The organism is Nocardia amamiensis (assembly GCF_015477605.1).
GTDB classification, from domain to species: Bacteria; Actinomycetota; Actinomycetes; order Mycobacteriales; family Mycobacteriaceae; genus Nocardia; species Nocardia amamiensis_A.
Genome location: NZ_JADLQX010000006.1, coordinates 196,263 through 211,924, shown reverse-complemented (window position 1 = coordinate 211,924; position 15,662 = coordinate 196,263). Strand labels below are relative to the sequence as shown.

Annotated in this window: 19 protein-coding genes; 10 read left to right on the top strand and 9 right to left on the bottom strand. The window is 68.1% G+C overall.

The window, feature by feature from the left end:
• Positions 1-19: 19 nt before the first annotated feature.
• A complete protein-coding gene (gene deoC, locus IU459_RS10500; RefSeq protein ID WP_195129289.1) occupies positions 20-688 on the bottom strand; it encodes a deoxyribose-phosphate aldolase in 669 nt (222 codons plus the stop codon).
• Between the two features lie 174 nt (positions 689-862).
• Here deoC and IU459_RS10495 point away from each other — a divergent pair, with 174 nt between their 5' ends.
• Both IU459_RS10495 and purU read left to right on the top strand, forming a co-directional pair.
• Positions 863-1,420, top strand: coding sequence for a GNAT family N-acetyltransferase (locus IU459_RS10495; protein ID WP_195129288.1), 558 nt, complete (start codon positions 863-865; stop codon positions 1,418-1,420).
• A 113-nt stretch (positions 1,421-1,533) separates the two neighbouring features.
• On the top strand, positions 1,534-2,424 hold the full coding sequence (gene purU / locus IU459_RS10490) for a formyltetrahydrofolate deformylase (RefSeq protein ID WP_195129287.1): 891 nt from the start codon (positions 1,534-1,536) through the stop codon (positions 2,422-2,424).
• 24 nt (positions 2,425-2,448) lie between these two features.
• Here the strand turns inward: purU and IU459_RS10485 are convergent, their stop codons facing one another.
• From IU459_RS10485 to IU459_RS10465, 5 genes are all read right to left on the bottom strand, one after another.
• Positions 2,449-3,492 (bottom strand): alpha/beta fold hydrolase, encoded by a 1,044-nt coding sequence (locus IU459_RS10485; RefSeq protein WP_195129286.1) that lies wholly within the window; start codon positions 3,490-3,492, stop codon positions 2,449-2,451.
• A gap of 92 nt (positions 3,493-3,584) precedes the next feature.
• On the bottom strand, positions 3,585-3,875 hold the full coding sequence (locus IU459_RS10480; protein ID WP_062968150.1) for a DUF2516 family protein: 291 nt from the start codon (positions 3,873-3,875) through the stop codon (positions 3,585-3,587).
• A 364-nt stretch (positions 3,876-4,239) separates the two neighbouring features.
• On the bottom strand, positions 4,240-4,905 hold the full coding sequence (locus IU459_RS10475; RefSeq protein ID WP_195129285.1) for a heparin-binding hemagglutinin: 666 nt from the start codon (positions 4,903-4,905) through the stop codon (positions 4,240-4,242).
• Positions 4,902-5,408: a helix-turn-helix domain-containing protein gene (locus IU459_RS10470; RefSeq protein ID WP_228837684.1), complete on the bottom strand. Its 507-nt coding sequence runs from the start codon at positions 5,406-5,408 to the stop codon at positions 4,902-4,904. Before IU459_RS10470 ends, IU459_RS10475 begins: the two co-directional genes overlap by 4 nt.
• A gap of 104 nt (positions 5,409-5,512) precedes the next feature.
• A complete protein-coding gene (locus tag IU459_RS10465) occupies positions 5,513-6,847 on the bottom strand; it encodes a DUF445 domain-containing protein (protein WP_195129284.1) in 1,335 nt (444 codons plus the stop codon).
• Positions 6,848-7,080: 233 nt separating this feature from the next.
• Between IU459_RS10465 and IU459_RS10460 the strand changes: the two genes are divergently transcribed.
• The 4 genes from IU459_RS10460 to IU459_RS10445 all read left to right on the top strand — a co-directional run bounded on the left by IU459_RS10460 (position 7,081) and on the right by IU459_RS10445 (position 11,319).
• The gene (locus IU459_RS10460; RefSeq protein ID WP_228837683.1) at positions 7,081-7,749 is read left to right on the top strand and encodes a TetR/AcrR family transcriptional regulator; all 669 of its coding nucleotides are present in this window, start codon (positions 7,081-7,083) and stop codon (positions 7,747-7,749) included.
• Positions 7,750-7,969: 220 nt separating this feature from the next.
• The gene (locus IU459_RS10455; protein WP_195129282.1) at positions 7,970-9,388 is read left to right on the top strand and encodes an ABC1 kinase family protein; all 1,419 of its coding nucleotides are present in this window, start codon (positions 7,970-7,972) and stop codon (positions 9,386-9,388) included.
• Positions 9,389-9,423: 35 nt separating this feature from the next.
• The gene (locus IU459_RS10450) at positions 9,424-10,674 is read left to right on the top strand and encodes a saccharopine dehydrogenase family protein (protein ID WP_195129281.1); all 1,251 of its coding nucleotides are present in this window, start codon (positions 9,424-9,426) and stop codon (positions 10,672-10,674) included.
• A 12-nt stretch (positions 10,675-10,686) separates the two neighbouring features.
• Positions 10,687-11,319, top strand: a complete 633-nt coding sequence (locus IU459_RS10445; protein ID WP_195129280.1) for a class I SAM-dependent methyltransferase — start codon at positions 10,687-10,689, stop codon at positions 11,317-11,319.
• Positions 11,320-11,353: 34 nt separating this feature from the next.
• Here the strand turns inward: IU459_RS10445 and IU459_RS10440 are convergent, their stop codons facing one another.
• The 3 genes from IU459_RS10440 to IU459_RS10430 all read right to left on the bottom strand — a co-directional run bounded on the left by IU459_RS10440 (position 11,354) and on the right by IU459_RS10430 (position 12,729).
• A complete protein-coding gene (locus IU459_RS10440; RefSeq protein ID WP_440446477.1) occupies positions 11,354-11,725 on the bottom strand; it encodes an LmrA/YxaF family transcription factor in 372 nt (123 codons plus the stop codon).
• Positions 11,726-11,735: 10 nt separating this feature from the next.
• Positions 11,736-11,924, bottom strand: coding sequence for a hypothetical protein (locus tag IU459_RS10435; RefSeq protein ID WP_195129278.1), 189 nt, complete (start codon positions 11,922-11,924; stop codon positions 11,736-11,738).
• A 61-nt stretch (positions 11,925-11,985) separates the two neighbouring features.
• The gene (locus IU459_RS10430) at positions 11,986-12,729 is read right to left on the bottom strand and encodes a GntR family transcriptional regulator (RefSeq protein WP_195129277.1); all 744 of its coding nucleotides are present in this window, start codon (positions 12,727-12,729) and stop codon (positions 11,986-11,988) included.
• A gap of 162 nt (positions 12,730-12,891) precedes the next feature.
• Here IU459_RS10430 and IU459_RS10425 point away from each other — a divergent pair, with 162 nt between their 5' ends.
• From IU459_RS10425 to IU459_RS10410, 4 genes are all read left to right on the top strand, one after another.
• Positions 12,892-13,284: a hypothetical protein gene (locus IU459_RS10425; RefSeq protein WP_195129276.1), complete on the top strand. Its 393-nt coding sequence runs from the start codon at positions 12,892-12,894 to the stop codon at positions 13,282-13,284.
• Positions 13,285-13,324: 40 nt separating this feature from the next.
• Entirely contained in the window at positions 13,325-13,990 is a 666-nt protein-coding gene (locus tag IU459_RS10420; protein WP_228837682.1) for a hypothetical protein, read from the top strand.
• Positions 13,991-13,995: 5 nt separating this feature from the next.
• Entirely contained in the window at positions 13,996-14,712 is a 717-nt protein-coding gene (locus tag IU459_RS10415) for an ESX secretion-associated protein EspG (RefSeq protein WP_324198821.1), read from the top strand.
• A 99-nt stretch (positions 14,713-14,811) separates the two neighbouring features.
• Positions 14,812-15,657: a polyphosphate kinase 2 family protein gene (locus tag IU459_RS10410; RefSeq protein ID WP_195129274.1), complete on the top strand. Its 846-nt coding sequence runs from the start codon at positions 14,812-14,814 to the stop codon at positions 15,655-15,657.
• The last annotated feature ends 5 nt before the right edge of the window (positions 15,658-15,662 follow it).

Below are 15,662 nucleotides of genomic sequence, written 5' to 3'. Positions count from 1 at the left end.
AACAGCTTTCGGCTGACGGTCAGGCCGGAAAGCCGTCCAGCACGTCGCGGGATTTCGACAGCCCCAGCCGGGTCGCTCCCGCGGCGATCATCTCGGCCGCGGTCTCGGCGGTGCGGATACCGCCACTGGCCTTGACGCCGAGCCGCCCGCCCACCGTCTCCGCCATCAGCCGCACCGCGTGGGCACTGGCGCCACCGGAGGGGTGAAATCCCGTGGAAGTCTTGACGAAATCCGCTCCGGCGCGCTCGGCGACCCGGCACACCTCCACGATCGCCTGATCCGGCAGGGCGGCGGATTCGATGATCACTTTCAGCAGCGCCCGATCCCCGACTGCCTCGCGCACCGTGACGATGTCGGCGAGCACCGCCGTGTAGTCCCCGGCACGCGCCGCGCCGACGTCGATCACCATGTCGACCTCGGCCGCTCCCTGATCCACCGCGAGCCGCGCCTCGGCGCCCTTCACCAGCGAATGATGTTTCCCCGAGGGGAATCCGGCGACCGTCGCGACCACGAGCCCGGGCGCGCGCAGCGGCAACATGGACGGCGACACACAGATCGCGAGTACGCCCAACCCGCGCGCGTCCTCGACCAGCGCGGCGACCTCGGCGGGGGTCGCCTCCGGCGCCAGCAGCGTATGGTCGATCATGGCGGCCACTTCGGACCTGGTCAGCGACGCGGAATCTGCCATGGGGTGAGAGTCTGGCACACCGAACGCCATACCCCGTTCCGTGGGCGAATTCCGTTGCGCACCTGGACGCGCTTCACGCACACTCGTAGCTGATGGCGCATCGGAAAGCGTGACGCCACGGTCGACTGACTAACGTGTGCGGATGGGCCCTACTTCGTTCGGGAGGAGACGACCGTGCTGATCCGTCGCGAACGCGCCGACGACGCCGCTGCGATCGCGGCGGTGCATCGCAGCGCATTCGCACCGCGCTACGCCACCGCCATCGATCCCGACGGCGCCGACGCCGGTGACCGCGGCAGCGCGGATCCACCCGAGGTGGGCCTCGTCGAACGGCTGCGCAGCGACGAGGGCTGGATTCCCACGCTCTCGCTGGTGGCGATCGAGCACGACAGCGTGGTCGGTCACCTGTGCCTGACCAGGGCCACCGTCGGCCCGTTCCCCGTGCTGGCGCTCGGCCCGATCGGTGTGCTCGCCGGCCATCAAGGAGCGGGCGTCGGCTCGGCACTCATGCACGCGGCTCTCGGAGCCGCCGACGCCCTCGACGAACCGCTGGTCGGCCTGCTCGGCAGCCTGGAGTTCTACCCCCGCTTCGGCTTCGTCCCCGCCGCCCGCCTCGGCATCACTCCCGACGAACCCGCCTGGGTCAGTCATTTCCAGGTCCGCTCACTGTCGGCCTACGACTCGCAAATAGCCGGCGAATTCCACTACGCGGACCCGTTTTACGATCTCTGACCCGGTTTTCCATGCCCACAGGTCGATGACCGGCCCTCAGGCAGCCTGGAACGGTGCGGTGTATTTCCGAAGCCGCGGCAAATCCTCCGCAGCACACCTGGGAGGATGGGGCCATGAGTTCCGCTCCACCCGTTCAGGACGACCGTCGCTATGTATTGACTCTGGGGTGCCTGGATCGCCCCGGCATCATCGCGGGAATCACGTCGTTCATCGCCGAATTCGGCGGCTCGATAGTGGAGGCGGGCTACCACTCCGACCTCGACACCGGGTGGTTCTTCACGCGTCAGGCGATCAAGGCCGAGACAGTGCCGTTCTCGATCGAAGAACTGCGTGACCGATTCGCCGCGGTGGCGGCCGATCTCGGTCCGGAAACCGAATGGCAACTGCTGGATTCCCGCGAGCGCCGCCGCGCGGTCCTGCTGGTCAGCAGGGATGGCCACTGCCTGCACGACCTGCTCGGCCGCGCCGCCAGCGGCGAGCTGCCCGCCACCATCGAGGCGGTGATCGGCAACCATCCGGATCTGGCGGCGATGACCGAGGCGCACGGTGTGAAGTTCCATCACGTGCCGTTCCCCAAGGACCCGGCCGAGCGCGGCCCCGCGTTCGAGGAGGTTCGCGCCTTGGTGGACGCGCACGACCCGCACGCGGTGGTGCTCGCCCGGTTCATGCAGGTGCTGCCGGCCGAGCTGTGCGAGCACTGGGCAGGCAAGGCGATCAACATCCACCACAGCTTCTTGCCCTCGTTCGTCGGCGCTCGCCCCTATCACCAGGCGTTCGCCCGCGGCGTGAAACTGATCGGGGCCACCTGCCACTACGTCACCGCGGAGCTGGACGCGGGCCCGATCATCGAGCAGGACGTCATCCGGATCGACCACGCCGACGAGGTGCGCGACATGGTCCGCCAGGGCCGCGACATCGAACGGGTGGTGCTGGCGCGCGGCCTGCGCTGGCATCTGGAAGGACGCGTCCTGGTACACGGCCGCCGCACAGTCGTCTTTTCCTGACCACCGGCCGGACCGGCCGAGTAGTCAGCCCACGAGGTCGGCGCGGGTGCGCGGGCGCACCGCGGCGAGCAGGCGCGCGAGTTCCTCGTTGAACCGTCCATAGGCCTCGACGTTGCCGAGGTGGCCGGTGGGCAGCACGCCGTAGCGCATCAAGCTGCCGGTCTGCCGGAGCATCTCCACGATCCGCTCGGAGTGGACCGGCGGGGTCATGTCGTCGAATTGGCCTGCGAGCACCGTGGTCGGTACCACCAGATTGCGCGCCGCCTCCCCGAGGTCCATCGTGGCGAGCAGGACACCGAACCTGGAACGCACCCACGCCGGACACGAGCGCACGATGGCCATGCTGAACGCCAGCATGTCGCCTTTCGCCGTGGTGGTGAGGATCTGCCGGGCGAACAACCAGCGCACCGGCGCGATGGGCGGGAAGACGATCGGGGTCCCGAGTCCGAGCCTGCCGAACAGGAACGGCAACGGCACCTTCAGTTGCAGCAGCCGCAGCGGCCGGTTCAACAGCGGTACCAGCGTGGTCTCCAGGATCAGCCGGTCTGCCGCCGTATTGACCAGCAGGGCCGCCAGCGCCTGCTTCTCGACCCGCTCGGGGTAGCGGCCCGCCCATGCCTGCACGGTCATGCCGCCGAGGCTGTGGCCGACCAGCACGGCCCGCTGTCCGGGCGCGAGCGCGGCGTCGAGTACCGCGGCCAGATCGTCGGCCAGCAGGTCCATGTTCAGCTTGTCGGAGCCGTACTCGCTCTCGCCGTGGCCGCGCTGGTCGTAGGCGATCACGCGGTACTCGCCGGCGAAGGCGTTGATCTGCGGGTTCCAGTACTCCAGACAGCAGGTCCAGCCGTGAATCAGCACGATGACCGGCCGATCGGACGGGCCATAGGCGTGCACCCGCAGCAGCGCGCCGTCCCGGCCGTGCACCGGGATCACCTCAGGGGCCGTCGTAGGGAGATTGAACGCCGCGGTCCGGTAGGTACGGGAACGCAGCTCGGCGCTGTGCGCGTCGCGCAAGCCCCGGAGCAGGGCCCGGAAGCTCGTCAACGCCGTCGGCAGCATGGCACGCATCGGACACTCCTTTGTGTTACTGATAGATACAGTAACCCCGATTTGCGCCGCTTGCTAGTGCAAGCACCCGTACCAGTCCGCGAACTACTCCCTCACCAGCGCGGACCCCGCTGAACTTCGTCCACCTTGGGCCGCACGTCGGCGAGGTAGATGCCGGTCGCGATGATCGCCGCGAACGACAGCAGGCCGAGCCCCGCGGGCGAGAGGAGAAGCACCAGCACGGCCGCCCCGAGAATCGCCAGCCAGATCGGCTTGGTCAGTTTGTCCACCGCGGTGAACGCGTCCGGACGCTGACGCACGGCGTGGATCAGCGCGAAAATCGTCGCACCGAGCGCCGCCAGCCAGAGCACCAGCAGGATCATCCCGGTCAATCCGTGCACCATATTCACCCCAACAATGATAGGCGTACCTCCGCCTCCGCTCCGGCCATGCGCGGGACTGAGGACGGACTACGTCCGGCCGCGTCCTCTATGCGTACTCCGCCTCCGCTCCGGCCATGCGCGGGCCTGAAGACGGACTACGTCCGACGGCGTCCCCTATGCGTACTCCGCCTCCGCTCCGGCCATGCGCGGGCCTGAAGACGGACTACGTCCGACGGCGTCCCCTATGCGTACTCCGCCTCCGCTCCGGCCATGCGCGGGCCTGAAGACGGACTACGTCCGGCCGCGTCACGGACTGCTCCACCAAAACGCCCCCGTACACCACGAACGGGTGCACGGGGGCGTCGAACGGTTTATCCGCGGGAGGTCAGGCCTTCTTAGGGGCGGCCTTCTTGGCGGGAGTCTTCTTCGCGGCGGTGGTGGTGGCCTTCTTGGCCGGGGCCTTCTTCGGCGCGCCGTTCGTGACGGGAGCAGGGGTCTCCTCGGTGGTCACGTCGACGACTTCGGCCTCGACGACCGGATCCGCCTCGGCGGCGTCCTCGGCCTTGGCCGGGCGGCCGAGCAGCCCGTTGACGCGGTCGAGCACGTCCTCGGCGCGGCTCACCGCGTCGTCGTAGAGGCTTTCGACCTGGCCGATCCGCTCCTCGACGCGTTCGTTGGCGCGCAGCCGCTCGATGGTCTCCTCGCCCCGGACGGCGAGGTCGGCGTAGGCGTCGAGCACCTGGCGGTAGTACTTCTCGGCCCGCGCGCGCAGCTCCTCGGCGGTGAACTTCTCGCGCAACTCGGCGAGGTCGTCCGGCAGCTCCGAAGGCAGCCCCGACAGCCGCTCACGCAGCGACTCGAACTGGGCCTGCACGTCGGCGGGCACGTTCGCGAAGCGCTCGCGCGCCTCGTCCACGCGGGTCTGAACGTCGGCGGCGGCCGCACGATCGCGAACCTGCGCGACGACGTCGTTGACGGCGGCATAGAGGGCGTCACCCGCGCCGACGGTGGCGAGCAGTGGCTTGGTCACGGTGGCGTTCTTCTCGGTCATGATGTTTCGTTCTCCTGGCGTGGCGGAGTGTCGGTTGTCGTGCGCGGAACGTCGCTGTCCCAAACGTCCCCCCCTGCCTCGTTTCCTCCGTTTTCCCGGCGAAACGATTCATAGATGTCCAGCAGCACCTGCTTTTGCCGCTCACTGATCGACGTGTCGGCAAGCAGGGCATCCCGGACCGGACTGTGCGGCCGCTGCTCGAGATAGCCAGCCCGTACGTACAAGACCTCCGAGGAGACCCGCAGCGCCTTCGCGATCTGCGTGAGCACTTCGGCGGACGGATTGCGCAGTCCGCGCTCGATCTGACTGAGATACGGATTGCTCACCCCCGCCAGCTGGGCGAGCTGGCGTAGCGAGACTTGCGCGGCTTCTCGCTGCGCCCTGATGAAGCCTCCGATGTCGTGCGCCGCGCTGGCGACGCGACCCCCTCGTTCGCCGACATCGGACGAGTGCTCGTCCGATCTGTCGGTGTACTCGGCGGAAACCTCGGGCTGGTCTGCCATCACTCACCTTCTGGCGGTTGTACGGGTTCGATTCTAGGTCAGGGTGCTAGCTATTGCAAGCAGTGTGCTAGCAGAGTCTCGGCAAACGGCCCGCGCACCGCGGATCAGCCGCCGAACATCAGATGGGAGATCGTGTAGATCGCCAATCCGGCAAGCGAACCGACCACGGTGCCGTTGATGCGGATGAATTGCAGGTCCCGGCCGACCTGCAATTCGATCTTCTTGCTCGCCTCGTCGGCATCCCACCTGGCAACCGTGTCGGTGACCAGAGTGCTGATCTCATCCGCATAGTTGCCCACCAAGTAGCGGGCGCCCCGGTCGATCCAGCCGTCCACCTTCGCGCGCATGTCGGCCTCGTCGCGCAAGCGCTCACCGAGCTGCTGCACGTTCTCGGCGACCTTGCGCCGCAGCGTGCTGTTCGGGTCGTCGGCCGACTCCAGGATCAGCCGCTTGGCCGCCCGCCAGGTGGCCTCGGCCATTCCGGTGATCTCCTCCCGGCCCATGATCTGCGCCTTGACGCGCTCCGCCTTCTTGATCATGGCGTCGTCGTATTGCAGGTCTTCGGCGAATTCCTCCAGGAAGCGGTTCGCCGCCAGCCGGACCTCGTGCTCGGGGTTGGAACGGATCTTCCAGGTGAACTCGACCAGCTCCCGGTAGATCCGCTCGGAAAGCAGGATGTTGACGAACTTCGGCGCCCACTGCGGCGCGTCCCGCAGCACGATGCGGTCGATCGTCTCCTGTGAGCCGAGCGCCCATTGGTGCGCGCGCTCGGCGAGCAGATCCAGCAGCGCCTGCTGCCGGTTGTCGGCGAGCAATTCCGCGAGCACCCGCCCGATCGGCGGGCCCCACAGCGGCTCGGCGATCCGTTTGACGATGGTGTTGTCGATCACCTGCTGCACGTCTTCGTCACGCAGGACCCCGACGACGGCGCGCAGAATCGTCGAGCTCTCCTGGGCCACCCGGGCGGCGTGTCCGGGGTCGGCCATCCAGCGCCCCACCCGCCAAGAGACCTGCGCGGACTTCAGTTTCGTCGAAACTACTTCCGGTGCAAGGAAATTCGTACCGACGAAGGTGCCGAGGCTGGCGCCGAGCTGGTCCTTCTTGCGCCGGATGATGGCGGTGTGCGGGATGGGCAGGCCGAGCGGGTGCCGGAACAGCGCGGTCACCGCGAACCAGTCGGCCAGCGCGCCGACCATGCCCGCCTCCGACGCCGCCCGCAGGTAGCCGACCCAGTCGCCACCCGCGCCGCGGGATTCGGTCCAGCGGCAGAACAGGTAGATCGCGGTGGCCAGCGCCAGCATGCCGGTGGCGAGCGCCTTCATCCGCCACAGGTCGCGGCGCTTGGCCGCCTCGTCGAGCACGGCGGCGAAGCCGAGGGACGCGGCGGCAGGCGCGGCGCGGGCGTCCAGCACCGCGGTGTTGCCGGGAGCTTTCTCCATGCCTCCCATTCTGCTGTGCTTCGGCATCTGGGCGAGCCGGCGAGTGGCACTCGACACGCCAGGCCCGCCCGACGCTGTGGTTCCCGCCGCATCCGGGCCCAAACGCGCATATCACGGGTATTCGCGACCTAAGCTGGTAGCCACCGGAGCAATTACGAACGAGGGAGCCCACGCTGTCCACCGAAGACCTTGTCGACATCGGCGAGCGACCGACGGCGGTGCGCGGCGGCCGGATGGACGGCCGCAAGCGCCGGTGGCGGCAACACAAGATCGATCGCCGCGAGGAACTCGTCGACGGCACCCTCGCCGCTGTCCGCGCGCGCGGCAGCAACGCGGGCATGGACGAGATCGCCGCGGAGATCGGCGTTTCCAAGACCGTCCTGTACCGCTACTTCTCCGACAAGAACGATCTGGTCCACGCGACCATGCAGCGGTACATCGAGACCACCCTGATGCCGCGGGTGTACGGCGCGATCAGCCTGGATGCCGACGAATACCAGCTGGTCCGCTCGGCGCTGGCCGAGTACGTCGGCACCGTGGACGAGGACCCGGAGGTCTATCGCTTCATCATGGGCAACGGCGCGGCCGACCAGTCCTCGCTGGCGGAGTTCGAGAAGCTCTTCGCCGAGGTGGTGTGCACCGTGATCACCGAGCGCGCCCTGGAGCGCGGCGTCCAGACCGAAGGTGCGGCGCTGGCATCATATGTGCTGGTCGGCGGCATCCAGCTGGCGACGCACTGGTGGTCGACGAACAAGTCGCTGTCCCGCGAGGACGTCATCGATTACCTCACCATGCTGGCCTGGAGCGCCATCGAGGGCATGGCCCGCGCCGGCGGTTCACCCGCGGTGTTCAACGCGCAGCCGCACGTGCTGCCCACGCCCGAGACTCCTGCGGCGGACTGATCCGGGCCGATCGCCCAGGTGCTAGCTGTACCGCTAGCAAAAGTTCATCAGCCCTCTCGACTTTGCCGAAACGTTGGCTAGTCTGAAGCCGAGCGGTGCGCCGAGTGCGCTGCGTCACCGCAAGCGCCGTACTCGACGGCGGTCCGCGCGGACCCTGGTCACGCGAGCTACCGCCCGCGTGTCCGTCGCTGACGACCGCGGCACCAACGGAGGTACCTCGATGGCGAAGCAAGTGCCGACCTCTCGGCTTGCTCGTGGCACCAAGCTGGGCGCGGTAGCGGCGAGTTCGGTGCTTCGCACACAGCGGACACGGCTGACCATGCGGGGCAGGTCCGAGGCCGTCCGCGCGAAGATGGCCGAGGAATCCATGATTCGCACCACCGAGCAGGTGGTCATGGTGCTGGGCACCATGAAGGGCGTGGCGATGAAGCTCGGGCAGATGATGTCGGTGCTCGACCTGGACCTTGTGCCCGAGAACCACCGGGAACGATTCCAGAAACGCCTGGCTGTGCTGCGCAACGCGGCGCCCACGGTCTCCTTCGCGGCCATGCGCACGGTGATCGAAGAGGATTTCGGCAAGCCGCTCGACGCGGTGTTCGCCGAGTTCGACGCCGAGCCGGTGGCCGCGGCCTCGATCGGCCAGGTGTACCGGGCGCGGCTGCACGACGGCCGCCGAGTCGCGGTGAAGGTGCAGTATCCGGGCATCGACACCGCGGTGCGTGCGGACCTGAAGAACCTCGCGATGTTCCGGCGCGTGCTGCAGTCCGCGATGCCATGGGTGACGCCCGCGGTGCTGGACGAGCTGCGGCTGAACATGGAGGGCGAACTCGACTACCGTGCCGAGGCCGCGACGCAGCTGCAGATCGCCGAGATCTACACCGAGCATCCGTTCATCATCGTGCCGCGGTCGCTGCCGGAGTTCAGCACCACTCGGGTGCTGGTCACCGAGTACGTGGAGGGCAAGGGCTTCGAGGAGATCCGGCAACTGCCCGAGGCCGAACGCAACCGGATCGGCGAGATCATCTACCGGTTCTACGTCGGTTCGCTGTTCGCCTTCAACGAGTTCTGCGGCGACCCGCACCCGGGCAACGTGCTCTTGGCCGAGGACGGGCGGGTCGGCTTCCTGGACTTCGGGTTGTTCAACCGGATGGATCCCGAGCATGTGCGATTCGAGGTGATCTGCCTGCGCGCCGCCGCCGAGGACCGCGCCGAGGACCTGCGGCAGTTGATGATCCAGCGCGGTGTGATCGATTCGCCGCAGGAGATCGGCGCCGAGGAGTGCCTGGAATACGTGCTGGCCGCCTCGGAATGGTGCTTGGTCGACGAGGAGCTGACCATCACCCCCGAGCTGGCCAGTGGTGCCTTCCTGCTCGCGGTGGACCCGAGAGCCAGCGAGTTCACCGGGATGAAGCAGCAGAATCTGCCGCCGGAGCACCTGTTCTCGCGCCGCGCGGACTTCCTGACCTTCGGCATGCTCGGTCAGCTCGGCTGCACCGCGAACTGGCACCGGGTGGCCAGGGAATGGCTGTACGACGAACCACCGGTCACCGAGCTCGGCCGCGCGCACCACGCCTGGCTCGCCGACCATCCGCCCGCCGCGCCGAAGCGGTCGCGCGCGCGGAAGAAGACCACCAAATAGCCGCCGACCGGCGACCCGACCCAGAACGGAAGACCATGGCAGACGCACGGGAATTCGACCTAGTCCTCTTCGGCGCGACCGGCTTCGTCGGCAAGCTGACCGCGGAGTACCTCGCAGGCGCCGCACCGGAGTCCGCTCGCGTCGCACTGGCCGGGCGGTCGCTGGACAAGCTGACCTCCGTGCGTGCTGGACTCGGGCCGAAGGCCGCCGATTGGGGCCTGGTGGTCGCCGACTCGACCGACCAGACCGCGCTGGACGAGCTGGCCGCGCGGACCAAGGTGGTGGTCACCACCGTGGGTCCGTACCTGCGCTACGGGATGCCGCTGGTCGCGGCGTGCGCCAAGGCCGGAACCCACTATGCCGATCTCACCGGTGAGCCGCTGTTCATTCGCGACGCCATCGACGCCTACCACGACCAGGCCGCCGCGACCGGCGCGAAGATCGTGAATTCCTGTGGCTACGATTCGATTCCGTCCGACATCAACGTGTACCAGCTCTACCGCCGCTCGGTCGAGGACAACACCGGTGAGCTGGTCGACACCACGACCGTCGCCTCGCTCAAGGGCGGCGCCAGCGGCGGCACCATCGATTCCGGACGCGCGATGATGGAGGCGATCGCCGCCGACCCGGCCAAGGGCAAGGTGCTGTCCCACCCGTATTCGCTCAGCCCGGACAAGTCGCGGGACCCCGACGTCGGCCGCCAATCCGATCAGGCGCTGTCCCGGGCGAGCGCGATCGATCCGAGCCTGGACGGCTGGGTGAGCACGTTCGTCATGGCGGCGCACAACACGAAGGTCGTGCGCCGCACCAACGGGCTGCTCGGCTGGGTGTACGGCAAGAATTTCCGCTACCGCGAGGTGATGAACGCGGGCAGGTCGCGGCTGGCGCCGCTCATCGCCGCGGGTATGGCAGGTGGCATCGTGGCCGCCATGACCGTAGGCGCACTGCTGTCGCGGTCCTCCGCGGGCCGCAAGGTGCTCGACCGGGTGCTGCCCGAGCCGGGGACAGGACCGAGCGAAGAAGCCCGGGCCAGCGGCTGGTTCACCATGAAGACGTTCGCGCACACCACCTCCGGCACGAAATACGTGGCGACCTTCGCCGGCACCGGCGACCCTGGATACCAGGCCACCGCGGTCCTGCTCGGCGAGAGCGGCCTGTGCCTGGCGTTCGACGGCGACAAGCAACCCGACCTCGCGGGCATTCTCACCCCCGCCGCCGCGATGGGCGACGCGCTCGCCGATCGGCTGCGTGCGGCGGGCATGACCATCACAGTCGACCGCGCCTGAGGCACATTCTCGGTGAATCTCGCTCGCAAGACCATGAACGCTCCGGCCTTGGCCGCGGTGTACGAACGGGCCTGGCGGCCGACCGTGTTCTATCTCGCCAGCGGCCGCACCACGGCGGCGGACCGGCGCGACGCGGTCGCCACGCTTCGGCTGCGCGGCCCGCAGAAAGTGCTCGATATTGCTTGCGGGCCGGGCAATTTCACCAAGTACCTGAGCAAAGCGCTGTCCGGTGACGGCTACGCGGTCGGCGTGGACTATTCCGCGCCGATGCTGGCGCGCGCCGTGGCCGACAACGCCGGACCTCGCGTGGGCTATCTGCGCGGCGACGCGCGCACTCTCCCATTCGCCGACGAAACATTCGACGCTGTCTGTTGTTTCGGCGCTCTATACCTGATTCCGGACCCGCTCACCGCGGCCCGCGAGATGATCCGGGTCTTGGCGCCCGGCGGCCGGATCGCCATCACCACCAGCCACCGTGCCGACAATCCCATCGGCGATATGAGCCGCGTTATCGGCGGTTGGAGCGGTCTGCGCGTCTTCGACGCCAAGACCTTCCCCACCCTTTTCGCCGACAACGGCCTTGTGGAGATCGACCAGCGCATCCATCGGATGTTGCAGTACGTCAGCGCGACGAAACCCGCATAGTTTCGACCGCGGGCTGAACGCTCCCCGAAAGTGTTCAGTTCGTGGTGACGGACCGGACGAGGACCTCGAGCTTGTCCACGGTCTGGTCGAGCGCGCGGGTGCTGTGTTCGACCCCGCACATCGCCACCGTGCCCTCCACCGCGGCCACGATAACCGTGGCGGTCTGCTCGGCATCGACATCACCGGCGCCATGGTCGCGCAGCGATCCTGCCAGCAACGCGGTCCAGTTCTCGAACGCGGCCGCGGCGGCGCGCTGCGGCCGGTCGTCGTCGACGGGATCTTCGATGGCGACCGCCAATACCGGGCAGCCGACCTGGAAATCGCTGTCGATCAGCACTTTTCGCCACATGTCCGCAAACGACCGCAGAGCTGCGACCGGCCCGGCCGCAATGGGCGGTCGGCACACCCCTTCCGGGTCAGGGTGCGGGCGGGGTACCGAGATCCACCATGCGGTGGAGGATGGCGGGAGCGAGCGCCAGCTCGAATTCCGTTCCGCTGCTTTCGAAGACGAAGGCGAGGTAGTTGTCGCGGGGTAGCGGAGCCAACCGGACCGAGCAATGCTCCCCCACGATCACCCAGCCACCGATGGTCAACTGATCGGACATCGCAACTCCCACCCTTCGACGCTTCCGATAACTGGACTATGCCAGTTGCACGCAAGGGGTGTCAACGGCGGAAATCGGCCGCTGAGCTGGTGGAATACTCCTGTTGGAGAATCCACCGGCCGGGCGGGTGGACGGCCGCGCAGAACTCCAGGGCGCGGCCGTCGGCGTCGAGACAGGTGCGGTGGACGACCAGCACCGCGGCCGGAGACGACAGCGCCAGATGACGGCGCTCGTCGCCAGTGGCGAGGCGGGCGCCGATGCGCTCGCGTACGACCGCGGTACCGCGTCCGACGGCGGATTCCAGGTAGCGCAGGCCCCTGCCGGGCAGGCGCTCGCGGGTGAGCAATCCAGCGGTGGATTCGGCGAATTCGTGGGGATACCAAGAGGTCGTCAGCGTTACCGAGCCATGAGTGTTGATGCTCAATTCTTTTCGCATCACAGCACGCACGCAGGACGGGCCGAGCTCATCCGCGACCTCCCGCGGCGCCGTGACCACCGCCGCTTCCAGCACCGTCACCGAGTCGTCCTCGGCGAACGGCGGTCCGTATCGCGGCGCGTTCTCCCGCATCAGGGCCCGCCGATCGGTCACATACGTGCCCGACCCGCGGCGGGACCGGACGATTCCCTGCTGGCGCAACGTGTTCAGCGCCTTCGCCGCGGTAGGCCGGGCGACCTTCCATTGGGCGGCGAGTTCCCGCTCGGAGGGCACCTCGGCGCCGGGAGCCAGCTCGCCGCGCTCGATGAGCTCACGCAGATGCGCCGAGATCTGCAGGTATTTCGGGAGTTCGTCGTCGATTTCGGCCATCATTCGCCTCCCCTGCCCCGCGAACCATTGTCCAGTCTAACAACGGGTCCTTCGGAAGTCCGGGAGCGCCCACCGAGGCGGTCCGCGCCGCGATACCTGGCGGTAGAGTGCGAATCCAGTACAGCGCGGTACGGACAGGACCGAGCGGAAGGGGGCTTCCTGATGGCAGTACCCGATACCGGACAAGGGACGGCGCGAAAGCTGTACGCGGCGGCCATCGGCGAGGGCGGGGGCGAACCATTCGAGCTGGACACCGCGGTCGCCGAGAATCTCGCCGCCGCATGCGACAAGCTGGTGGACGATCTGCGTCGTGCCATGGACGACGGGCAGCTCGTCACGGACGTAGCCGGCTTCCCGGACCTGTCGACCGGACAAGCCCTCACTCGCGGCTTCGCCGACAAAGGCAGGCAGTACCTGGACACCCTGGCGGCGTTCCAGGAAACGGCGCTGCTGTTCAAAGCCGCATACTTGGCGGCGGCGAACCGGCTGGCCGACGCCGAGGCGGCGAATCAGGCCGCGCTGCGGTTGATCACCGAGTACCTGGAGCCCCGGTGAGCCCGCGCTGGTGCGTCCGGACCGACTGAGGGGGAGGATCATGGCAGACTCCGCGGCACGCGCGGCCGCCGACGGAATCCGGCGGCAACTGTCCGAATTCGACGGCGGGGCAACGGATCCCGCCTACGCGCCGGACCGGGAACTGTTCGGCGCCTACACCCACCAGCAGATCTGGGACCTGGTGCACGAGGCGCTCGACCCGGCGGCGCTCGGCCGGACGGCCGCGGCATGGCATGCCAACGCCACGGCGGTTGCCGAAGCGTTCCAAGCCTTTTCCGATGCCGCCAACCGCGAGTTCGCGCGCTGGTCCGGCCGCGCCGCCGATGCCGCGGTGACCGCGACCAGGGAGTTCGTCCGCGCGGGCGGCGAGGCGCACGATGTGTGCCGGGCGGTCGCGCGGCTGATGGAGTTGAATAGCGATGCCGCGCAAACGGTCCGGGGTGCGATCACGCCGCCCCAGCGGTACGAGCCGCTGGCCGACCCGGCCGCCGAAGCGGTTTACGGTGGAAAACGTAGGATGGAACACGATAGTGCGGCGGCAGACATCGAGGCGGATGTCCGGGACACGATGACTTACGTCTACACCCCGACCATGCCCGCCACCGGCGACCGCGTTCCGCAGTTCCCCCGGCCGCAGGAGCCTTCGGCGGCGAGCAATCCCACCCCCGCTGATCCCAGCACCGTCCGCGGAGGCGGCGCGCGGTGAAATGGGTGCTCACGCCAGACGAATTCACGCATGTCTGGGCGAACGAAACAAGCCTGGACCGCAGGCCCTACCCGGTCAACATGGTTCCCGCGGCCACCGTGCGCACGGAGTCCGAGTATCGCGCACTGCGCTTGCCGCAGCGTTTCGCCCGTCAAGCCGACCCCGACCTGGCCGCCGCGCTGATGCTGTGTGCGCGCAACGACGCGACCACCATCACCGTCTCCGGCGAACGGGGCGCCCTCTCGCGAGACGGGAACGCCACGCAAGTCGAACGGATTCTCGCCTTCGCCGCGGTGGTGCACAACCACGCGGGCATCCTGGTGGCCTCGCCGGAGAAAGTGACCGTGCTGATGTGTCATGCCCGCGCTGTGGGAGAACGCCTGGTGCAGATCATCGGCTCCGCGCGGGCGGGCAAGCTCGCCCCGATGCGCGAGCCGCAAGACGCGGTGCTGAGTCCTGATCGCACTGAGCCATTCGTCACCAACGGCCACCGCGGCGCGGCACGATTCCGCCAGACGCTGCGCAAACCGGTCGACGGACGCGGCTTCATCACCGTGACGGTGCAGCCGGACAATCCCATGTCCCCGCCCACGCGTCACCGCACCTGGCTGGACTTCACCGGCGACGGCCGCTACCTGCTCACCACCGCACACGACCTGATCCTCGCCCCGGTGTCGGATGAGGAGTTCGCCGCTCAATTGCTGCGCTTGGCGCACGTCTGAAGGGCGGACGCTGTCGTGTTGCCGCGGGCCCGGCGAGGGACGAACTCCGGTGCTCACTTATGGCTTGATCGGCTGCAATGGCGTGGTTAGCTGTAGGTCATGGCCAAGCAGTGGACGGTGGCGGCTACCGAGGCCCTGAAAGCCGATGGATTGCAGATCGCCGAGCTCGACACGTCAGCGCGGCCGGGATTCACCGGCGACAAGGAGGCGGGCCTCGAGTTGCTCGTGGAACGAAGCCAAGTGCTGTCGGAACTGCAGGAGAAGCTGTACGCGAACGGCCGCTCCGGCGACAAGCGCAGCGTGCTGCTGGTGTTGCAAGGGATGGACACCGCGGGCAAGGGCGGCATCGTCCGGCACGTCATCGGCTCGGTCGACCCCCAGGGCGTCGACCACACGGCGTTCGGCGTGCCGACTCGGGAGGAGCTGCGCCATCACTATCTGTGGCGCATCCGCAAGGCGCTGCCACGCGGCGGCCAGCTCGGCGTATTCGATCGCTCGCACTACGAGGACGTGCTGGTGGTGCGGGTGCACAACCTGGTGCCGCCCACGGAATGGGAACCGCGCTACGACGAGATCAACGCCTTCGAGCGTGAACTGGTCGACGAGGGCACCACGCTGGTGAAGATCGCCATGTTCGTCTCCCTCGACGAACAGAAGAAGCGGCTCGCCGAGCGCTTGGAGCGCCCGGACAAATACTGGAAGTTCAATCCCGCCGACATCGACGAACGTGCGCACTGGCCCGCCTACCAACAGGCATACCAGGCGATGCTGGACCGTACCTGCACCGAATACGCGCCGTGGTACGTGCTGCCCGCCGATCGCAAATGGTTCTCCCGTCTCGCGGTCACCGAACTGCTCATCGACGCGCTGGAGCGGCTGGAACTCGACTGGCCCGCAGCTCAATTCGACGTCGAGGAGCAGAAACGGCGCCTCGCGCGGGCGTAGTGCCC

Coding starts and splice junctions, on each gene's coding strand:
- deoC (WP_195129289.1), bottom strand. CDS start 688: ATGGCAGATTCCGCGTCGCTGACCAGGTCCGAAGTGGCCGCCATGATC.
- purU (WP_195129287.1), top strand. CDS start 1,534: ATGAGTTCCGCTCCACCCGTTCAGGACGACCGTCGCTATGTATTGACT.
- IU459_RS10485 (WP_195129286.1), bottom strand. CDS start 3,492: ATGCGTGCCATGCTGCCGACGGCGTTGACGAGCTTCCGGGCCCTGCTC.
- IU459_RS10480 (WP_062968150.1), bottom strand. CDS start 3,875: ATGGTGCACGGATTGACCGGGATGATCCTGCTGGTGCTCTGGCTGGCG.
- IU459_RS10475 (WP_195129285.1), bottom strand. CDS start 4,905: ATGACCGAGAAGAACGCCACCGTGACCAAGCCACTGCTCGCCACCGTC.
- IU459_RS10470 (WP_228837684.1), bottom strand. CDS start 5,408: ATGGCAGACCAGCCCGAGGTTTCCGCCGAGTACACCGACAGATCGGAC.
- IU459_RS10465 (WP_195129284.1), bottom strand. CDS start 6,847: ATGGAGAAAGCTCCCGGCAACACCGCGGTGCTGGACGCCCGCGCCGCG.
- IU459_RS10460 (WP_228837683.1), top strand. CDS start 7,081: ATGGACGGCCGCAAGCGCCGGTGGCGGCAACACAAGATCGATCGCCGC.
- IU459_RS10455 (WP_195129282.1), top strand. CDS start 7,970: ATGGCGAAGCAAGTGCCGACCTCTCGGCTTGCTCGTGGCACCAAGCTG.
- IU459_RS10450 (WP_195129281.1), top strand. CDS start 9,424: ATGGCAGACGCACGGGAATTCGACCTAGTCCTCTTCGGCGCGACCGGC.
- IU459_RS10435 (WP_195129278.1), bottom strand. CDS start 11,924: ATGTCCGATCAGTTGACCATCGGTGGCTGGGTGATCGTGGGGGAGCAT.
- IU459_RS10430 (WP_195129277.1), bottom strand. CDS start 12,729: ATGGCCGAAATCGACGACGAACTCCCGAAATACCTGCAGATCTCGGCG.
- IU459_RS10425 (WP_195129276.1), top strand. CDS start 12,892: ATGGCAGTACCCGATACCGGACAAGGGACGGCGCGAAAGCTGTACGCG.
- IU459_RS10420 (WP_228837682.1), top strand. CDS start 13,325: ATGGCAGACTCCGCGGCACGCGCGGCCGCCGACGGAATCCGGCGGCAA.
- IU459_RS10410 (WP_195129274.1), top strand. CDS start 14,812: ATGGCCAAGCAGTGGACGGTGGCGGCTACCGAGGCCCTGAAAGCCGAT.